The sequence below is a fragment of the Haloferax prahovense DSM 18310 genome (genome assembly GCF_000336815.1).
In the GTDB taxonomy this organism is placed as follows: Archaea; Halobacteriota; Halobacteria; order Halobacteriales; family Haloferacaceae; genus Haloferax; species Haloferax prahovense.
On record NZ_AOLG01000035.1, the window covers coordinates 22004 to 40528 of the forward strand.

An 18525-nucleotide genomic window follows, 5' to 3' on the forward strand; every position below is an offset into this window, starting at 1 on the left:
CGTGTCTCCGACCGTCACGAAAACGTTGCAGGCGACGTTCGCGCCACCCACCGCACACAAGCAGTCGAAACTCAACGACCTGCTCGACACGTACCGTGACGGTCTGCAAGAGGCGTTCGACGCCGGGGCGAGTACCATGTCGGCAGTCAGCGACATCGTGACACCCTACGACCTGCCGTATCAGGCGAAGGCTGCCCTCTGCAACTACGTCCCGAAACTCCGCAAGACCTACAACGCGAAGGAATTGGACGACGAACACCCGATACGGCTCACGAATCAGGCTGCAAAGTTCGACTACTCCGAAGAACGCGACTACGAGTTTACGTGGTGGGTTCCCCGACCGGGGCGTGGAACGAATTTCTGGATACCGCTCCGTATCAATCCCGAGCAAGAAGCCCTCTGGCACGACCTCGTATCGGAGGACGCAAAGGCGGGGGAGATACGGCTTCAGAAGCACCGGAAGAACTGGGTACTGCACGTCACCGTCGAGTACCCGGTCGAAGAACCAGCGACGGACGGTGACGCCACGCACATCGGCTTAGACATCGGAGAAACCGCCCTCATCACGGGCTGTGCCCTCAAGGACGGTTCTCCGTCTGACCCGTTCGTGTGTAACGGAAGCAGAGCGAAGCATCTCCGCAAAGAGATGCACACGACCCTGAAACGACTCCAAGAGCGTAACGCATCCGAGTGGCGGATTGGAGACCGCTTCTCGTACTACCAGAACGCGCTCACCGACAGCGTGGAGAAAGCGTCTCGGCAGGCCGTCGAGTACGCCAAGCAGTTCGAGAACCCGGTGTTGGTGATGGAGGACTTGACGTACATCCGTGAGCGCCTCGACTACGGGAAGTACATGAACCGTCGCCTTCACTCGTGGGCGTTCGCCCGACTGCAAGGGCGCATCGAGGACAAGGCGACGGAAGCAGGCATCCCGGTCGAGTACGTGAATCCGGCGTACACCTCGCAGACGTGCCACTCGTGCCACCGTATCGGTCGGCGGGACTCTCAGGCAGAGTTCCGGTGTCCGCACGACGACTGCCACGTTTCGACGTTTCAGGCTGACATCAACGCTTCCGCGAACATCGCACGACGGATTGACCCATGGGGAGAGAGCGTCCCGCTTGACAAGGCGGAACGCGATGACTCACCTCGGGATGGGCGCGGTTGTGACACCGCCACGACTCACCGTGAGAAGAGCGTACCAGCGCAGATGACGCTCACAGCCTACGAAGAGTCTAAACCCTCTGCCAGCGAGGACTAACTGGTATTCCCCATGCGTGGGAAGCCTCGCCGTTTACGGCGAGGAGGATGTCACCACATGATTTCCTGTGGAGACAGACTGTGTCACATGCGTCTCCACAATCCCCCATGACAAGTGATTCGACGGCGCTTGGTCGATGCCCTGATTGCGGCGAAGAGATTGAGGCATACCAGTCGATTATTGAGTTTGAGGAGGCCGATGGGACAACTGGTGTGTTCGCAGAGTGCTATTCATGCGACGAGGTCGTCCGTCCAGAGTGACGAACTGGCGCTACTTGTTCTCAATTTTCTCTTGGAGGACGAGTGATCCGTCCTCACCGTATCTGACGAGCCCGATCTGGTGGAGCCATTTAATACCGGACGTAGCTGTCTCCTCACCAACCCTCGATTCGACTGTCCGTTCGGGAACTCCTTCGTACAGGTCGTCATCGTATTCGGTTTCCGCAAGTAGTCGAATACACTGAGCGACCCGTTCACCGTCCACGGTTCGCGAGTGCAAACGTTCGATTTCATCTTGGATGTCGAACGAGTACCCTTGCTCTTTGAGGCGGGCGAGTTTGTGTTTCATGGCACCGACGAACTCGTCTCGACCAATAAGCGACAACTGGGTGTGCACCTCTTGGACGATTAACTCCTCATCGATCCCTGCTTGTGCGAGTACAACCATGTCGTCGACGTCATCGTCTCTGTTTGCGACTGATTTGAAGAGGAAGATATCGTCGAGCGACACCATCCGGACAGTCAACGGTCCATCTTCGAAGAGGTGCTGGCTTCGGGCCTCCATGTCGTCACTCAGCATGAGTACACCGGCGACTTGTCTGTGGAAGACGTCGAATCGACGCTTACCGTTTTCGAGGATGAACGCAGCATCAAGTTCGTCATACTCTTGTTCGAGATCTTCTGGCGGCTCATATCCCGCTGCGGTGAGTGCTGCCCAAAGCTGCTTGAGTTCGTACTCTTCTCTGACGATGAGGTCGATGTCTTTTGTCGCGTTCTTGAGCTCTTGGAGCGTAAGAGCACCTCCTCCAATGAGGTAAACCGTGATCGGCTCGTTGATCAGGTTCGCGAGTTCGTGAAACTGTTCTCGGATCGCCGTGTATTCCAACGTCGATTCGCGGGTCATATCTCTACCTCGTAGTCACGAGCGAGCGATTCCATTTCAGACCAGGGCGGGGTTTGTGCTGAGGACTGTTCGCCTTCTGTTCGTAGGTACGTCAAGAGAGGTGAGATGATGTCTTCGACTCCGTAGGATATTGCGACTTCGCGAACATCTTCGTGGGATGTGTTGGTTGCGGTAATGAGAAGCATAGCGTACTTTCGGTGGCGAGCGTCGTTCTCGATGAGGAGTAGGTGACAGACCAAGTCGGCCGGTGAGAGTGACTCTCGACTTTCTGAGTAGAAGTAATAGTTCCCCGAGCGCGTGAAGAACTGCAGACCGTATTCGCTGAATGCATCGAGTCCTGTCAGCAGGTACTGACTGTCGTTAACAACCTCGTCTGTTCGCACAATGAACTCGTCATAAGATTCCCACAGAAGTGTTCCACCTCCGATGTCGGTCTGGATTTGCATACGGTGGTGTTGGTGCCGGAGTTCCACAGCGAACTTGTGAAGTCCTGAGAATTGTTCGGTGAGGCGGTATCTAGTTCCTTGCTTAAGAGCTATTGCCCGGTTTGTAAGCGTCTTGAGCGTCCGATAGACAGTTGCTCGTGACACATCGGTTCGTTGGGCAAGCTCGACTGCCGACACCGTTTCATCGGCGTGGAGATAATAGAGGACGCGAAGCATCGACGACGTCAGCAATTCCGGGAAGTCAACGTGGGAGTTGGTTGCCGTGAGGTCCTGATACACCTCGAGGCACTTCGCAGACGTAGGGTGTATTATCGTCTCGTTGCCCACCCGTTCGCGGGTGACCAATCCCAATTTTTCGAGATGTATCACAGCGTTCGTGATGGTCCCCGGCTCGTACCCGAGCTCAGCGGCAAGTGCTCGGCGCTTTTTAGGGGAATCCAGTGTCGCCATGATTCGCAACTCATTCTCCTCTAGCATGGTGTCTCAAATTGGATGTACTTGTAATAAAGCACTACACCGGATATGAGACTTTTGGTGATGATTGTTGAGAAATTTGATTGTTCTCTGCCGTAGAGAGCACACTGTGTTCAAGGACAATATTGTGGCTCTGGAATTGCGTCCGACAAAGACATTGAGCGTTTCCAGATAGCCTCGCTTAGGTGGAAAAGTGCTAGTGTGGGTCTTGGCGACTAATTCGAGGCTGTTCCACGACCAGAGGACTACCTTTCAGCTTGGCGTCCCCGTCCTAATTCCGACTCACGATTCCTTTCGGATTTGGATAGTGGTTATTTGTTCTCGAGTATACTCAGGATTAGAAATCCAACTAGAGAACCTAGAATCGCCTCACTGCTACAGTATTGCGAACCAATCAGGAATCCAATCCCAATGAAGGTAAGACCGAAAATCAGTGATGAATCTGAATCGTTTTTGGAACACTTACTGTCTCTATATGGTAACTGTCACCACAATTAGTCCGAACTGTGCCCTACTATTCATTCTGTAATTCCACTTCTTGTTTCACTTTCACCGAGGCCACATCGGATTCATAATGGTTGGCAAGAAAGGATAACCAATGACTGAGTTACCGTCGAAGTTTGAGGAATTCCTCTCAAACATTCGACCGACTGACAAACAAATAAGTGATTACGTTGACGGCCATGAACAGCTCCGTGAGCGACTCTCAAACGATGGTGACCTATCCGGAATTCACGTCTCTGATTTCCTCCAAGGCAGCTACGCTCGTCGAACGGCAGTCAAGCCAATCGGTGACGAGAAATCTGACGTCGATATAGTCTTCGTGACAAACCTGCCGAAATCTGAATATACGGCCAGCGATGCAATGGAGCTCTGCGAGCCGTTTCTTAATCGGTACTATCCAGGCCAGTGGGAACCAAATCAACGGTCCTACAAAATCGAACTGAACAAAGTTGAGATGGACCTCGTTCTCACTGCTGCCCCGAGTGAAGCGGTGATAAACGAATTGTCTGCGCCTGATTCTATTGGGAAAGCGAACATCGCCGATATTGCTGATCAGCAAGACATGGGAATCGTCGCCAAATCAATAGATAACACGTTCGAAGGTGCCGAGAAAAATTGGCAAGATGAACCGTTAGACATCCCTGATCGAGAACTGGACTCTTGGGATCAAACCCATCCCCTTGCAACACTGGACTGGACGCAAAACAAGAACGACCGGACCAACGGTCACTACATCAATGTTGTCAAGGCCCTCAAGTGGTGGCGACGGACGCAGGTTGACTCCCCCGAACGGCCGAAAAGCTACCCGTTAGAGCGGCTTATCGGAGAGTGCTGTCCGGACTACATTTCAAGCGTCGCAGAAGGCGTGGTGCGTGCATTCGACGTCTTCATTGAAAAGTACGAACCAAATGCCGAGCACGAGGATACGCCAGTACTTGGACAACACGGTATCCCTGAGAACAACGTACTCGCCCGTCTTGAGGGGAGAGATTTCGCCGCATTTTACGGTCGAGTGACAGACGCTTCTGAGGTGGCTCAACGAGCTTATGAGGAAGAAGACAAGGAACAATCGGCTCTGTATTGGCGAGAGATGTTCGGTGAAGAGTTCCCGTTAATCGGTGACAGTGACGATGATGATACGGACGACGAGAGTAAGGCCACATTCACTCCCCCGAATAACACAGCTAACGTTTCTTCACAACGGTTCGGGTAATTCAACTTCAGTATGCCACCAAACGCCATTACCGAAGCTGTCGATGAGATAGAAGACATCCCCGAACTCCAAATCTTGAAAGGGTTGGATCAGCGGGACGGGGATTCGAGATGGACAGTAAAAATCCGGCTCACCCCAGAGAATATCAATACGCAGTCAAGCATACCCGAGGAAACAGACTGGTACGTCCGTATTGATGAGTCCTACCCGGGCGGCAATATCGGGATTTACCCCGACAAAGAAAATGGGATTACGCAAACACACCCACATCAAACACTAAACACATCAGGGAACGTCGACCGTCCGTGGCGAAACGGAAACATCTGTGTTGACCGATATACAAACTCCATCGGTCGAACTGGCGGGTTCGAAGAACCATTCGACGCGCAGGAACGATTACGGTGGTATCTCCTTCGTGCAGTTAGATGGTTGGAACTCGCTTCTACCGGTGAACTTAGACAAGACGGGGAACCGTACGAACTTCCTGCTTTCTCACAATCAGCCAATCAACCACAACTCGCGTACAACGAAACGAGATCATCATTTCAAACGTGGTCAGAACAAACAGAAACGTACGGATTTGCAGCCCTGTCAATACTAAACGAGACACCCGTACGGGTCGTAGTTGATTACTTAGATGTAGAAGGAGACTCTGTCTACACCCCAGAGTGGGGAGACTCGGTAGAAACAGACGACGTGATTCCTGGTGTGTGGTTGCTTCTTGAAGAACCGCCGATCAAACCACCGTGGGAGGTCCCAGAGGATTGGGGAGAGCTGGATGACCTGCTGAGTGATGTTGAAGAAAACGTATTCGAAGTCCTTGGGGAAACGCGTGAAGCATACCCACATGCAACGTTTTCATATTTTCTCCTTGGATTCCCAATACCGGAATCCATCGGGAGCGACAACGCGTATATCCATTGGCAAGCAATCAAAATAGACGACATTCCAGACACGTCCGGTTTCAGTGGACTTCGGGATCTTACTAGTAACCGTGTGCGCCTCGCCCAGATGTCTTTCAAATCTGAATCAATCAGATGGCTAGAGTCGGATAACTGGGCGCAGGACCAACTATTGCGCCGGGGAAAACTCGATGGAAGAGTCCGAGAAAGTAATATTATGCTCATCGGTGCGGGCGCACTCGGTAGTACAGTCGCCGAAAACCTACTTCGAGATGGCTGTACGAATCTCACCATCGTTGACGGGGAGAAATTCGAGATTGGAAATCTTGCCCGCCACACGCTCTCCCTCAACGCGCTAAACCAGTACAAGGCCACGGCAGTAGCGAATCGGTTACGCGACCTTTCGCCACACGCTAGGATACACGACGTAACCTCACGGTATCCACTGTCCGAGAGTGATCAAGAAGCAGTGCCCGACCCGGACATCATTCTTGATTGTACCGGGAACGATCAAGTGTTGTATGCATTTGCCCAGGAACGGTGGGACTCTGCCAAACTAGTCGTCTCCACAGCACTTGGTCCACAAGGAAAACGCCTCTACACGTACTCAACCTTCACCCAGTCTTTCAACGTTCAGGATTTCGAAGCCCAAATCAATCCTTGGACTCTCCAAGACTTGTCCGAACACCATCCCGACGATGATCTCGTCCCAGAACGCGTCGGCTGCTGGCACCCCGCTTCCGTAATCACAATGAATACGATTGCAACGTGGGGAGGCCTCGTGCCGAACCTAATTGAAGAGTCTACTGGGCTGGCAAAAGGTCACTCCTCCTTCACCGTTATGGAAGCATCACGCAGTCAAGACTCAATCTCTGTCACACGTCGTGACGAACCGTTTCCAGATTCGATCCAATGGAAGTCCGAAGGAGAGCAGATACTTGAACTTCCACGAGTCTGTCTCAACGACATGATCGAGTACTTCGAAAGGGATGCACCAGACGAAACTGGCGGCATCTTAACTGGGAGATACACCGATAAATCAAGCGGGCAGATAATTCGCGCGTCCGACCCGCCACCAGATTCCATCCAGACGCCGACAACGTTTCTCAGAGGCACCGAGAAAGCCGATGAAGCTCTTAAAGAATCACGAGAACGGTACGGGCTATACTATCTTGGCGAATGGCACACCCACCCAAACACAGCACCGAACCTGAGCCACGAAGACAAAGAAGAGATGCAATCAATCGCTGACAACGAATCCTACGAGTGCCCCCATCCGTTCCTCATCGTTATCGGCGGTAACAAGCAAACCGGATTCAACATCAAGCCATATATTTTCCACCGGAACGACAGTTTCGAGGAACTCACACTAATCAAAGAGCCTCGAACCGGTGACTTAGAGTTAAATAGCTCTGCAAATTCTGTCAAGTACAGACCAGGTGATTCTACACATGACTGACCCCACTGGAGAGGTATTTCTCTCGTATAACCACCAGCAAAAAGATTTGGCAGTCGAATTAGACCGTCGTCTCAGGGAACATGGCGTTCCAGTGTGGCGAGATGAACGAAAAATCGGACCAGATCCGTTAGAGAGTCAAATCGAATCTGTATTGCAGAGCGAAGAGATCTCTGGCGCAATACTCCTACTCAGCGAAGATATCCTCGATTCGCCAACAATCCTAAACGTAGAAATCCCCCAAATACATGCTCGTTACACAAACAAAGACACGTTCTTCACCTTTGTACTCCGATGCCCTGGTCTTTCTGCTGGCAAGGCTAACGAAATTCTAAGTAATATTGACACTATCAACAACTTCTCCGAGTGGTTCTTTCACGCTCTCGAACTGAGTGAGGAGGACTCACCAAATTTCAATCGAGTTGTAGATAAGGTGATTCAGAGACGGCTAGATGCTCTTGTAAACATCGGAAACGATTCGGACACTATCCGATGTTCGATTAATTCGTACCAGTCGCCAAACCCGACCGACGAACTATGGTTTCACGCCGACATATCCAACCACTTCGAAGACAATCGTCTTCCAGGAGAAAAGACGTGGAATCACAGGATCGGGGAGACAATCACGCGGCTGACTAACCGACTTGCCGAGTATTCAGAAGACAGAGAAATTGAATTCATGGGCCGAACACGATTACCAATCGCGTTCGCTGTTGGGTGTGAATTCCCGACGACCAGGGGAATCCACGCCAAATGGACCCAACAAGACCCGAACTTCAACGAAATAACGTGGGATGTCACTGTTTCACCAAGTGATGCCGAACTGAGTATCAATTCGACGTTTAAAGACTCCAGCAAGACTGACTTGGCAATATACCTTAGCCTCACTGACGATGTTCGTCCAGAAGTCGGGAACACTGCAAGTGACCTCCCCGATTTTAACACCGAGATAGAGATTAAGCGAACTAATTATGACCAAGGAATCTCACCGAAACAGGGTGTTAAAATTGCGAACGAGTTTCAAAAAACCGTTCGAGATGAGTTGAACACCAGGTCAAACATCGAAACAATACATCTCTTCCAAAGCTCACCAGTCGGCTTGTCTTTTCTACTCGGCCAACACACTAACACGCTACCTCCAATCCAAACATACGCGTTCAATGACAACCATCAGCCCAGACGATACGAACCAGCCATCCTGATACAATAGCACGCTCTACACTGTAGAGCGGACTACCATAGGGTTTCAACAGAGCCAAGACTGTCTAATGAGCAGCAGTGCTCGGAGAAGTCCATCTGTAGATTGGAGGAGGAAGAAACTCCGTCGACTGTCTCGGTGACGGTGCTGACATCATCTGCGATATGCTGTAGTGGATACCCAGCTAGTCAAGGCCGCACAATTCGCTTCTGTGCCGTTTCAGTATCCTTGTCAACTACGCGGCGAGGCCGAATGCCATGCTAACCGTATCGTACCCGAAGTTCTACCTAACAACCTAGCAGGCTGCCTCCGCTTCGATTTCGCTCTCACCGTTGGTCCTCTTCACGAACCACACTGCGAACGGAGAGAGGATTTACTCGTGAATCAGCGGCGACCACCCGCCTTCTGACACTATTGTTTACTAGACTTCCCACTCGTCTGCAAGATGTCGAACACCAAATAAAATGATTTGATATCTCAGTAGTCATTTCTCGGTCACTTTGGTGGTGACTTATTGACGTGATATCCAAGTAACAGGGTCAGTCAATGGACTAAGGCTGAGGGGATCGATGCTGGACGACTCGATGACCTTTCTAATTCTATTCTGCGTTTTTGTCCCCTAAGTGATTGTCACCGGAATTCGTCCAGATTTCTAACTAACCCATAGAAATCCCATTACTCCTCTTCTGAGCCTTCTTTCTCGAATCCTTCCGGATCAAGGAGTTTTCGTTCTTGAGCAGTTGTCGCTGCCTCTTCATAGATTTCGTCACCGCGCTCCCATTTAATCCAGCGGTACCAGACCCCGCTTAATTTCGCTTCGGACTTTAAATTATGCCGTTCAGATGCAAGTTCATTAAATCGGTCACGGAGCCAAGGCTTTTCTCGATCTCCATCTTTCAAATCTAATTCAATGAAATCCTGAATTTGATCATGGAGTTCTTGGTATTCTCTCCCGATAGAGTGGACCTTCTCGGCTCTCTGCCCTGGTTTACGACTACCTTTGAAGATTGAGATCGCTCCAACAAGTAGCGAGAGAGAAACCATCATCCATGTTGGTAACCCTCTCCAAGCCAGGCCGTAGGTAAGTACCGCTCCTGCAAGCGCTGTGAATGCATCTGTACCAACATCAACCCAGGACCAGAAGGTCGCTGCAGCATAGTAGCGCTTGAAATTCCATAGATTGCTATTTTTCTCTTCTAAACACCGACTGTATATCCGATTTCGAAAACCCGAGTCAGAGTCTTCTAAAGTCATAGTTCTCTTATTTGAACTTCTTCCCATAGACTTCTTGATATTTTTCTTTGGCTTCCTCGGTTTTGCCTTGTTCTTTGAGTCGTTCCGCTTCCTCAATCTTCTCACTCGCTTTGTACGCCTTCTGGGCTGCCTGTCGCTTCTCTTCCGTACTCATCCCTCGGTCGATCTGCTCTTGATACACAGGTTCTTTGGTCTCCTCGTTGACGTACTGCGGCAGGTTTCTGAAGAAGTTACTCATGTGCTGACTGGTTGAAGCACCTGTAGGCGCATCATTTTGGAAATACTTGTACGTCATCATCACCATGTGATAGGAGTTCACGGGTTTGCCGTTCTCTTCATTCCAGTTTTTCGCAGAGACAGCTACCTTCTGAAGCTTACCTCCGTTGTTTTCATTTACAGCGTTGTACATTGACTGGAATTTTCTCGGGTTCGTCCCAACCCAAGACTGACCGCCGTACGTGTCTGGAATGGCGTAACCGTTGTTCGGGTTATCAGCTCCCATCGCGTTCACAGGAAGCGTTATGCCACCTACAGTAACCGAACCAACCGGGCTTTCCGGGTTACGGATATCGCTGTAACGGAATGCTGGTGCAACCTCTACAGTGAAATCGCTGAATTTCACCGCGACAACGTTCCTATCGACGCAAATCTCCTGATTCGGATATTTCTTTTCCAATCGACGTTTCACCGCATTTAATGCATTTCTTGGCCCGTTCTCACTTCGAGCCCATTCTCCGTGCTTATCTGCGTCAAGAACAACCATGACGTCCACGTCAGAGTCCTCATCCATCGGTCCCGTCTGAGTTCCCTGCATAACCGAGCCAAAGATGTGATCCTCCTCAACCTGCAGCCCTTCCTCCTTCAGAGAGTCAACGACGTTCTCACGTCGCTGATGCATACTCTTGGCCTGTCGGTCAGTAATTTCTGCTTCCTCGGCGTAATTTTCATGTGATTCCTCTATCTCCCGTTCTGCGGTCTGACGAGAGTCTGTCTGCTCATCAAGTGAGCTTTGAGCACCTCCGCTTTGTATAGGGGCTCTGCCAGCACTGCTGTTTGAATCTGGAACGTAGTTTCCGTTTCGTGTGTTACCCATGGATCATCACCTCGTTGGAATCTGCAGCGAAAGAGCCCAGAGTAGTTTGGCCGCCTCCAAGCTCTGCGTTAACGCTGTACCGCCACTGCCTGTACTTTTCAACTGCCTCGTTGATTGAGGAATCACGAAGCTCAGACTGGTAGATCCAACGTTGACCCGCAGCCGCTACAACTTCGGGAGGCATACGAGCTAACCCGTTTGACGACTGCAACCCGATCAATATCAGACCCTCAAGAGTCAGTTCTGAGACAACGTCTCGAACATCCTGATCAAGTTTCTGAATACCATTACCCATTTTCCCGCCGAAGTACTGCGATCCGTAATAGACGCAGTACTGCAGCTGGTGCCGTCGGATCATATCATAGCAAATCCCGCGCTCGTCCGGGGTATATCCTTTCACCAATGGCAGGATCTGAATATCTGTATCCACTAACTCCTTCATCATCCACTCTGTGCCTTCCATCATGTTCCGAATGTTCTCAACTCGGCTTTCAGAGTCCATGTTACCGTAAACTGGGTAATCCGTAGGAATATGGAAGTCAGGTCCGAATGCCTGCACCGCATTACGTTCCTGGGTCCAACGAAGCTCCTTCAGGTCATCATCGTGGATCACACCGCTAGTGATCACAGTCACGTCATCTGGGAAGTATGTATCTCGGACCTCACCTCTGTGCCGTAGCAAGGTCTCAACTTCAGTGATTTTGATCATCACCGTGTCTTCACCGTTCAACCTGTTCATGAAATCTTCATGAGCCTGTTGGGCCTGCACTCGTCGTACGACTCCGGTCGGGCACTCTCCGTGTTCTTGGAATCCCTGGTGTGTTTCAGTGGGGATCTGGCTGTAGCTCATGGTTTTAGATGTCCTCCTCTTCGTCCGAGAATGTTGACTGATAGCTACCGGGATCAATCAACCGTGTGAACAGATTTTCTGCGAGAATGCGCAGTGCCTCAATCTGTTCAGATAAATTTAGTGACTGTTTATATAGAACTACGACACCGTATTTGTCGAAGCCGACTCGGATCTCTGTCTCCTCTCCGTCAACATTGACTTTGATTTTGTCAAGCGGTTCATCACCGTAATCATCCCAGAAGTCAGTTCCTGGGAGGTCACGATCTTTACCAGAGACCCTTTCGGGCTTTGAGCGTTCTCGAGGTGCCAAGTATGCAAGCAGCGTCTCGTTTGCGTCATTGATTATTTTGCGCAGTGCTTCCTCACTGAATTCTGTGGTTTCAGGTGAGATGTCCTGAAGGAACTGGTGTTTGATGAGGGACAAAATATCGTCCTTGGTTTCATTGTCCGTATTTGAGATCGCAATGAACCCGTTTCCGAGGAAGGCCACGACATATTCCTCGAGATATTTTGTGGTCCCTGTTCCGTCAAGGGTGTTGTACTCCATCTCGTCTTGAACGCCGTACTTGAACCAGATCGGTCCTTTTTCGCTTCTACCAAGTGTTCCGGGGAGAATCCCCCGTTTGAATTCGCTGCTATCCTCGTGGATAGACAGCTTCTGTATAGTCTCCTCAACCCCTTCGAGGGTGATTCTCCCTTGAGGGACAGGGACAATCTGGAAACTAGGCATAGAACTCACCCTCCTTCTCAATCCTCTGCTGGAGAAGTGGTTTTACTAGGTCCCTGACACGGTAAAAGACGGAACGTCCTTGTTTCTCTTTCTCCAGAATTCGGTTATCCGTTAAGCTCTGGAGATGATATGAAATGGTGGATTTGTCTCTGTTGAGTTTCTCGACGAGCTCTGATGGTCGCTGACCCTTTGGATGCGGGGATAACAGAACGTGTTTGAGTACGAGTAGCTTCTTATCAGAAAGGTCGTAGACACGTTCTTGAACTCCGTCAAGCTGTAGGTTCTGCACTGCTGTACTGACTGCCTCGGTGGTTACTTCGCTGAAGTCGCTCAGGAATGACTGCTTGAATGTCTCTCTCAGGATCTCGTGGAACAATAGCGGTATTCCATAGGATGAACTGTATATTTCCGAGTAGAGACTCTTCGGTAGATCCAGTTGGCCGCTGCTGTAGACGCTGACTGCGGTTTTCAACGCATCTACCGTGTTTTTTTCGCTGAGCGGTGAAAGCTCGACTACTTGAGAAAGCGGGAGCACATCGTTCACTCGGTCTTGTTCGAGCGCCCAGTGTTCTGGAGTCCACGACGTGATTATCAGTAAGTTGTCGACCCGGCTGTTGATTTTCTTCAGCGAGTGATCGATTCTTTTGTCTTGGCCGCAGTCATCAAGCAATACTACCGCGTTGCAGTATTCTTCAAGCTCGTCAAGGATTTTGTAGATGCCAAGTTCTTCTTCTTGCTCTTCAACGAACTGTGTCGTAGAGTAGTACTTGTTAGGGTAATCCAGATTGAGTTGCTCCGTCATCTGGTTGATTGTGTGAAGTAATTGTGTTTTCCCGAACCCAGCAGGAGCAATGATTGGCAGATGGTAGGTTCCTTTCTGCTGCGAAAAGAACCCGATGTACTCTGCGACTTCTTCAAGTTGATCATCATGACTAGGTGCTTCTTCAGGATGTTTCTGAAGATAAGCAGTGATGTATTCATGGCTGAGGTTATCCGGGTTGACGCCTTGGTTCTGCAGCCATGCATCGTAGCTGCTGATCTGGCCTTTTTGCCCGCGTTCAAACGCTTCCTCGAATCGGTTTTGTTTGTTATCGCCCATCTTATTCGAACTACTCCAACTATTCCAACTATCCATTTTTATTCAAACCATATAAAACCACTAGGCTAGTTGACGAAACCGCTTGCCAATTTATGTAACAACCTCTCGTATCAGAACGAAATACAGTTCTGGAAAACAGCTGCTACTGCGATCGCGTGGGGTAATCACCGTTATTGCCCAGCAATTCCTTCAACGACACAACGCACCAACACTGTCGCTTGACTGGTATAGCAACCAAGCTGCCCCGAATCAATCCACCTATCCTCTACAAAGGACTTTCAAAAGGCGAGCAAATCCGAGAACGTACCGCCCCATTCCAAGTAAACCGAAACGACAGCGTTCTCATCTATCTTCTCCGACTCTCTTACGAGAAACTTGATGATGAAAATTATAGCAAAACAGAGCCAACCAACCGACCGCTGCACACGCTGGCGTCGTTCCGGCAAATAGAGTTTGACCCCAACACAAAATACCCCCTCCACGTCACAGTGACGGTAGCTGATGCGACACCGGCTAAGTCTGGCCTCACTTTTCAGTGGGACAGTAGTGTGGATGACCAAACCCTCCGAGGCACTCTCAATAAAACAGAGCCAGACGTCGTATATCTTTGACTCAGCTTCCATTCGGTTGATGAGCAGCCACGCCGTGCAATCCCTGGTGCTTACCCACTAATCGCACGCAAAGGAGCACCACGAATTGATGTCGGCAAACTGCGTTCAATGAGTGGTGCAGATCCCACCTAAGACAGACGTGTTACAAATTCTTTGACGACCTCTACTGCCTCCTGCAGATTGTCTGTAGAGAAGACGAACTCGGACGAGATTGTCTCTGTGAACCCAGGCCGGTGGTAATCTGGCCCCGCAGTCTCCAATCCTTGTACCGTCCACTCGTCGTGGAGTTCGAGACTGACGACACGAACGGGGACGTCGGTTCCGACGAGGTCTACGTTCGAAACGTCCCAATCGATCTCCTCTTCGTCTAACGGCCGAGTCCACTGGTGAGTTCGTTGGTCAAGCTTTTCGTACGTCCATTCACGACCGTTCGATTTGAGAGTGTGCGACGGAACCGAATCCACGTCGTATTCAGTCATTCAGCAACAGAGTCGTTGCTCCGAGCGAAGAAAGTAACGGAGTGCTTAGATTAGTGGACACACCACAATCACGCAATAGTAGTTTCAACGAACAATCACACATTTTTATAATTGGCTGTCCCACGTGAGAGTCAGAAACAATATATGCGATCTGACTCAGCCCGTCCCGAGGGCTGGTGGTTCAAAGAACAACCACCAGGACAGTCACACAGTCCGGGGCTCCTCCAGAAGAAGACGCTGGATAGAAGTCTCGATACCTTCGTGAAGGAGATTCTCCAGAATATCAACGACGCCGGGGTCGAGAACGAGAACCCGGTCGAAGTCACGTTCAGACTCGTAGAGCTCCAAGATCCTCGAGACGTATTCGAGAAGGCGATCGGCTGGGATTCCCTACTAGAACACGTACGTGCAGCGGCTCAGGAACAAAGCAGTCCTGGCCTCGAAGAGTACCTCGACTATCTAGATAGTGGAGGAAAACTTCGTATTCTCGTCGCGGAAGAGAGGAACACGAGTGGGATACAAGGAGACGAGGTATCTACTGAATGTGACTATGCGGCATTAGTCCGTGACCCCGGAAGTAGTAACAAGACTGGAGATACAGGTGGGAGACACGGTCTCGGAAGTTCCGTCTTGTGGGTTGCCAGTGGGCTACAGACGGTCTTGTTCAACTCTACCTTGGCCGAAGAGTTAGACGAACAAGAGTCACCACGTCTGGTAGGACGGTCGTTCGTTCCAACGCACCAAACACCAGATGGACAGTGGTACGACAACGAAGGCTGGTTCGGATCACCTACTGGCCTGAGCAATCCGGACTTGGAGCGTCCAGAGTCGATGTGGTCGAACGTGGCAGGAGACCTCGCCCAAGAGTTGTCGTTGGAGAGACCGGACGTGCCAGGGACGAGTACGATGATCGTCGGGTTCCGTGACCCGTCAGACCCCTCGATGGAGGAACAACCGTCGCCGTCCGAGGTCGCAGATATCTTCGAGCAGACTGCAGCGGACTACTTTTGGCCTGCGATCAGTCGTGGTGACCTCGAAGTGTACTTGGACATGGCGGGCGACAAAAGAGAGGTTACCGACGATACGATCCGAGATCACGATGGTGTTGCCCCTTTCATCGATTGCTACGAGAGACGTTCCGGTGCGCCAGATTCACTAGGCGGGCCTGGTGAGGTTGCCAGTAGAGAGTTCGACTACGAGATAAGGAGTCGAAAAGATCGTAAGACACCGGAGAGTGGTCCGGTGTCACTCGCTGCACGGAAGGCGTATCCCGACGAGGAGGTGCGTGTTGGTGAGATCGCTTTCTTCCGAGGGTCGGGGATGGTGGTCAAGTACAAGCCTGCACGACATCTGGGATTCTCGGAGAAGTTCCACGGTGTTCTCGCCTGTGGCAACGCACGGCCCCAGCCGGGGCAGACACCAACACGTGAAGACAGAGCAATAGACGAGTTCTTGGCGATGGCAGAACCGCCAGCGCACGACGACTGGGTTGGGAAGAAGAACGACGAGCTCAAGGGGACTTTCGAGCCGGGGTGTGTCAAGCGTGTTCGAAAACTGAAGAGGGACTTACTGAAGAAGCATCTCTCGAAGTTGTTATACGGCACCCAAGAACGCTCTGGAGACTCGATTCGCCCCGATAGGGACATCTTGCCGAAGACACGGCGGTCTGGAGGCAGGAGTAACGGCGTCTCGACGCCGAACGTTTCGAGTCCCTTCGACTGGAGAGTGACGGAATCGGAAGTCGACAAGAATAGGTGGACGTTCGTGGGGTGGATAGAGCCTGATCTGGACGTCGAAGGCGAGATCAGACAGTGGGAGGTCGAGATCGAGATTGCGGCCATGTTCGAGGACGATCGAGAAGCTTCCAAGATTCCAGTCGAAGAGGTTGAAGTCACAGGGAGCCACGTCGATTGGAGACTCAACGACGGTAGAGGGGTGATAGAGGTGAATGACGACACGGACAAAGTCGAATTCGACATACGATCTGAAGCTCTCGCGGATGCCGATCCGAGGTTAGGTGACCTCGGCGAGACCAAGTTCAAGATCGTCGACGGGTCTATCGGTATCGAGGAGGTGACGTCTTCGTGAAACAGATTCGACTGAACAAGGGGCTATCTTATCGAACGTATCCACACCGGTGTGAACCGGGTTCACTCGAATTTTCGGTGACAGAGTATTCGATCAACGGCAAGTCGTCGAACGAACCAAGGGTCGACCAGCTCGTCGATATCAAAGAGTACGAGGGATGGGATACACTCACCTTAGAAATCGAAGTGACGATTCCAGAGGGGCTCTTGGGGAAGGTCTTCCCGGAGTTCGGCAAGATACCGGGAATGCTCGTCGTCACCGCTCACTGTCGGGAGACGTACCTTCGTGAACGGTTTGTACTGGCTAGGGACCCGATCAGCTCGGGGACTTACGAAGGAACGTGGGAGTTCGATGCAAAAGACGTCAGAGGGAGCGTCAACCTCCGCCCGATTCTGATCCGGACGACCGACACGTCGCAGTCGATGAACTACGCGACGAACGCGGGTGTCTTCGTCGCTGATGGACCAGAGTGGAGGCTAGATATCAGCGACACGAGTGGGAAAGACCAAGACCTCCTTGACGTCCGAACTAAATCGTTCGAAGAGGTCCACGAGGCAGACGACGATACTCGCTTCCCACCCTCGGACCGGCTCTACTACTTGGACCTCGAGGGAGATCCTGATCTACCAGTGCTGTGGCTCAACGAAGACCACGAGAAGGTGACCACGGTAATGCAGGACGCCGAGAGCGAACACGAAAAGCAGGTCTCAGACCTCGTTTGGAACCAAGTCATGACACCGGTGTGGACTCGTCTCGTGACGATCGCTGCAACCGAGTACGACCCAGACGAAGACGATTGGACACCGGAGTGGCAGGGAGCTGTCTTCGACGAACTCCACGACGAACTCTATCCCGACCACACACCAGAGAAGACCGCCGAACGACTACAGGAGGACCTCTCGGAGTCTGTGGTACTCGCGACGAAGAAGGTAGAAGACGCTGTACAGGAACTCCTTGAGCCAGCCGACTACTATACGAAACACATCCAGAACTTAACGGAAAGATGACACAGACGACCTTGACCCGATTGAAGGCCGATGCAAAGCGACTATTGGACGACGAGGCGTTCCTGAGGGGTGACAAAGAGTTCTTCGAAGACGAGAGGCTCGGGAGATATTCACAGACGACGAACTTCAGTGCGGACATCGACGCTTTAGAGGGCCGTCTGAGAGATATCGTAGACGAGTATCCGCAGTTCGAAGGAGGGATGGATTCCGAGGCAGCAGTCGCCGTCCACGAGGAGATCGATTTGAGTCGTAGCGAAGCGAGTGACTCGGGGATCTGGAACGACCTCGCGATGCGTCACTTCCCGTGGTTCGTTCGCCACAGGTGGAGATACGAGAGTCAGACGGGGATGAAGAAGAAGTTCTGGACCTACGGTTCTGCCCTCGACTCGGCGTCCAGTACCTTCGAGCGACTATGGTGGATAGCCGAGATGACCCACGAGGACGGAGACTACGAGAACACCAAGAAGGCATTCGAGAGCCGACGGTTCTGTTTCCGTGTGTTCGACATCCAGCTCGGCCGGTACAAACCAGCAGCACTGGCGTGTCTCGAAGTACTCTACGACGAAGGCAAAGAGTCGTTCGCAGCGAACGACGTAATAGACGAGACGATCCAGAGACTCCGCCGTGCTGGTACAACGATACCATTCGAAGGGCGGACGAAATCAGAGCTAGTAGATATCGTTCAAAGTATTCGAGAAGACGTAGAGTCAGGGTGAATCGTCGTGGTCAAGTCACGAA

The 18525-nt window shown here is 51.4% G+C and carries 16 protein-coding genes; 8 read left to right on the forward strand and 8 right to left on the reverse strand.

Translation table 11 applies throughout. From position 1 onward, the window contains the following. The first annotated feature begins 1 nt into the window (after position 1). Both C457_RS10855 and C457_RS21235 read left to right on the forward strand, forming a co-directional pair. Positions 2-1261, forward strand: coding sequence for an RNA-guided endonuclease TnpB family protein (locus tag C457_RS10855; RefSeq protein WP_049913532.1), 1260 nt, complete (start codon positions 2-4; stop codon positions 1259-1261). A gap of 107 nt (positions 1262-1368) precedes the next feature. Next, positions 1369-1521, forward strand: a complete 153-nt coding sequence (locus C457_RS21235) for a DUF7837 family putative zinc-binding protein (RefSeq protein WP_439331323.1) — start codon at positions 1369-1371, stop codon at positions 1519-1521. 10 nt (positions 1522-1531) lie between these two features. Here the strand turns inward: C457_RS21235 and C457_RS10860 are convergent, their stop codons facing one another. Both C457_RS10860 and C457_RS10865 read right to left on the reverse strand, forming a co-directional pair. Then, on the reverse strand, positions 1532-2383 hold the full coding sequence (locus C457_RS10860; protein ID WP_008094563.1) for a DUF6036 family nucleotidyltransferase: 852 nt from the start codon (positions 2381-2383) through the stop codon (positions 1532-1534). Continuing rightward, positions 2380-3306 carry a helix-turn-helix domain-containing protein gene (locus tag C457_RS10865; protein WP_008094565.1) on the reverse strand — a complete coding sequence of 309 codons (927 nt, stop codon included), beginning with the start codon at positions 3304-3306 and terminating at the stop codon, positions 2380-2382. Before C457_RS10865 ends, C457_RS10860 begins: the two co-directional genes overlap by 4 nt. A 595-nt stretch (positions 3307-3901) precedes the next feature. On the opposite strand from C457_RS10865, the gene C457_RS10870 reads away from it, so the two are divergent. The 3 genes from C457_RS10870 to C457_RS19645 are packed head-to-tail and all read left to right on the forward strand — an operon-like array spanning position 3902 to position 8588. Beyond that, entirely contained in the window at positions 3902-5020 is a 1119-nt protein-coding gene (locus tag C457_RS10870) for an SMODS domain-containing nucleotidyltransferase (protein WP_049913533.1), read from the forward strand. 12 nt (positions 5021-5032) lie between these two features. Next, on the forward strand, positions 5033-7381 hold the full coding sequence (locus C457_RS19640; RefSeq protein WP_008094570.1) for a ThiF family adenylyltransferase: 2349 nt from the start codon (positions 5033-5035) through the stop codon (positions 7379-7381). Then, on the forward strand, positions 7374-8588 hold the full coding sequence (locus tag C457_RS19645; protein WP_008094572.1) for an SAVED domain-containing protein: 1215 nt from the start codon (positions 7374-7376) through the stop codon (positions 8586-8588). Before C457_RS19640 ends, C457_RS19645 begins: the two co-directional genes overlap by 8 nt. 663 nt (positions 8589-9251) lie before the next feature. Here C457_RS19645 and C457_RS20070 read toward each other — a convergent pair. From C457_RS20070 to C457_RS19650, 6 genes are all read right to left on the reverse strand, one after another. Beyond that, on the reverse strand, positions 9252-9830 hold the full coding sequence (locus C457_RS20070) for a hypothetical protein (RefSeq protein WP_152420001.1): 579 nt from the start codon (positions 9828-9830) through the stop codon (positions 9252-9254). 7 nt (positions 9831-9837) lie between these two features. Next, entirely contained in the window at positions 9838-10923 is a 1086-nt protein-coding gene (locus C457_RS20335) for a CBASS oligonucleotide cyclase (RefSeq protein WP_204365663.1), read from the reverse strand. Continuing rightward, positions 10916-11773: a hypothetical protein gene (locus C457_RS10885; protein WP_239640749.1), complete on the reverse strand. Its 858-nt coding sequence runs from the start codon at positions 11771-11773 to the stop codon at positions 10916-10918. The genes C457_RS20335 and C457_RS10885 overlap by 8 nt, the downstream gene beginning before the upstream one ends. Before the next feature lie 4 nt (positions 11774-11777). Continuing rightward, positions 11778-12503, reverse strand: coding sequence for a hypothetical protein (locus C457_RS10890; protein ID WP_008094580.1), 726 nt, complete (start codon positions 12501-12503; stop codon positions 11778-11780). Beyond that, positions 12496-13602 (reverse strand): hypothetical protein, encoded by a 1107-nt coding sequence (locus tag C457_RS10895; RefSeq protein ID WP_008094581.1) that lies wholly within the window; start codon positions 13600-13602, stop codon positions 12496-12498. Before C457_RS10895 ends, C457_RS10890 begins: the two co-directional genes overlap by 8 nt. A gap of 739 nt (positions 13603-14341) precedes the next feature. Beyond that, a complete protein-coding gene (locus tag C457_RS19650) occupies positions 14342-14692 on the reverse strand; it encodes a hypothetical protein (RefSeq protein WP_083864283.1) in 351 nt (116 codons plus the stop codon). Positions 14693-14836: 144 nt separating this feature from the next. On the opposite strand from C457_RS19650, the gene C457_RS20075 reads away from it, so the two are divergent. From C457_RS20075 to C457_RS10920, 3 genes are read left to right on the forward strand one after another with little or no spacing between them, the layout of a single operon-like run. Continuing rightward, positions 14837-16780, forward strand: coding sequence for a hypothetical protein (locus tag C457_RS20075; protein ID WP_152420002.1), 1944 nt, complete (start codon positions 14837-14839; stop codon positions 16778-16780). Further along, a complete protein-coding gene (locus C457_RS10915) occupies positions 16777-17787 on the forward strand; it encodes a hypothetical protein (RefSeq protein ID WP_083864284.1) in 1011 nt (336 codons plus the stop codon). Before C457_RS20075 ends, C457_RS10915 begins: the two co-directional genes overlap by 4 nt. Next, positions 17784-18503 carry a DUF6339 family protein gene (locus C457_RS10920; RefSeq protein WP_008094585.1) on the forward strand — a complete coding sequence of 240 codons (720 nt, stop codon included), beginning with the start codon at positions 17784-17786 and terminating at the stop codon, positions 18501-18503. Before C457_RS10915 ends, C457_RS10920 begins: the two co-directional genes overlap by 4 nt. Positions 18504-18525: the final 22 nt, after the last annotated feature.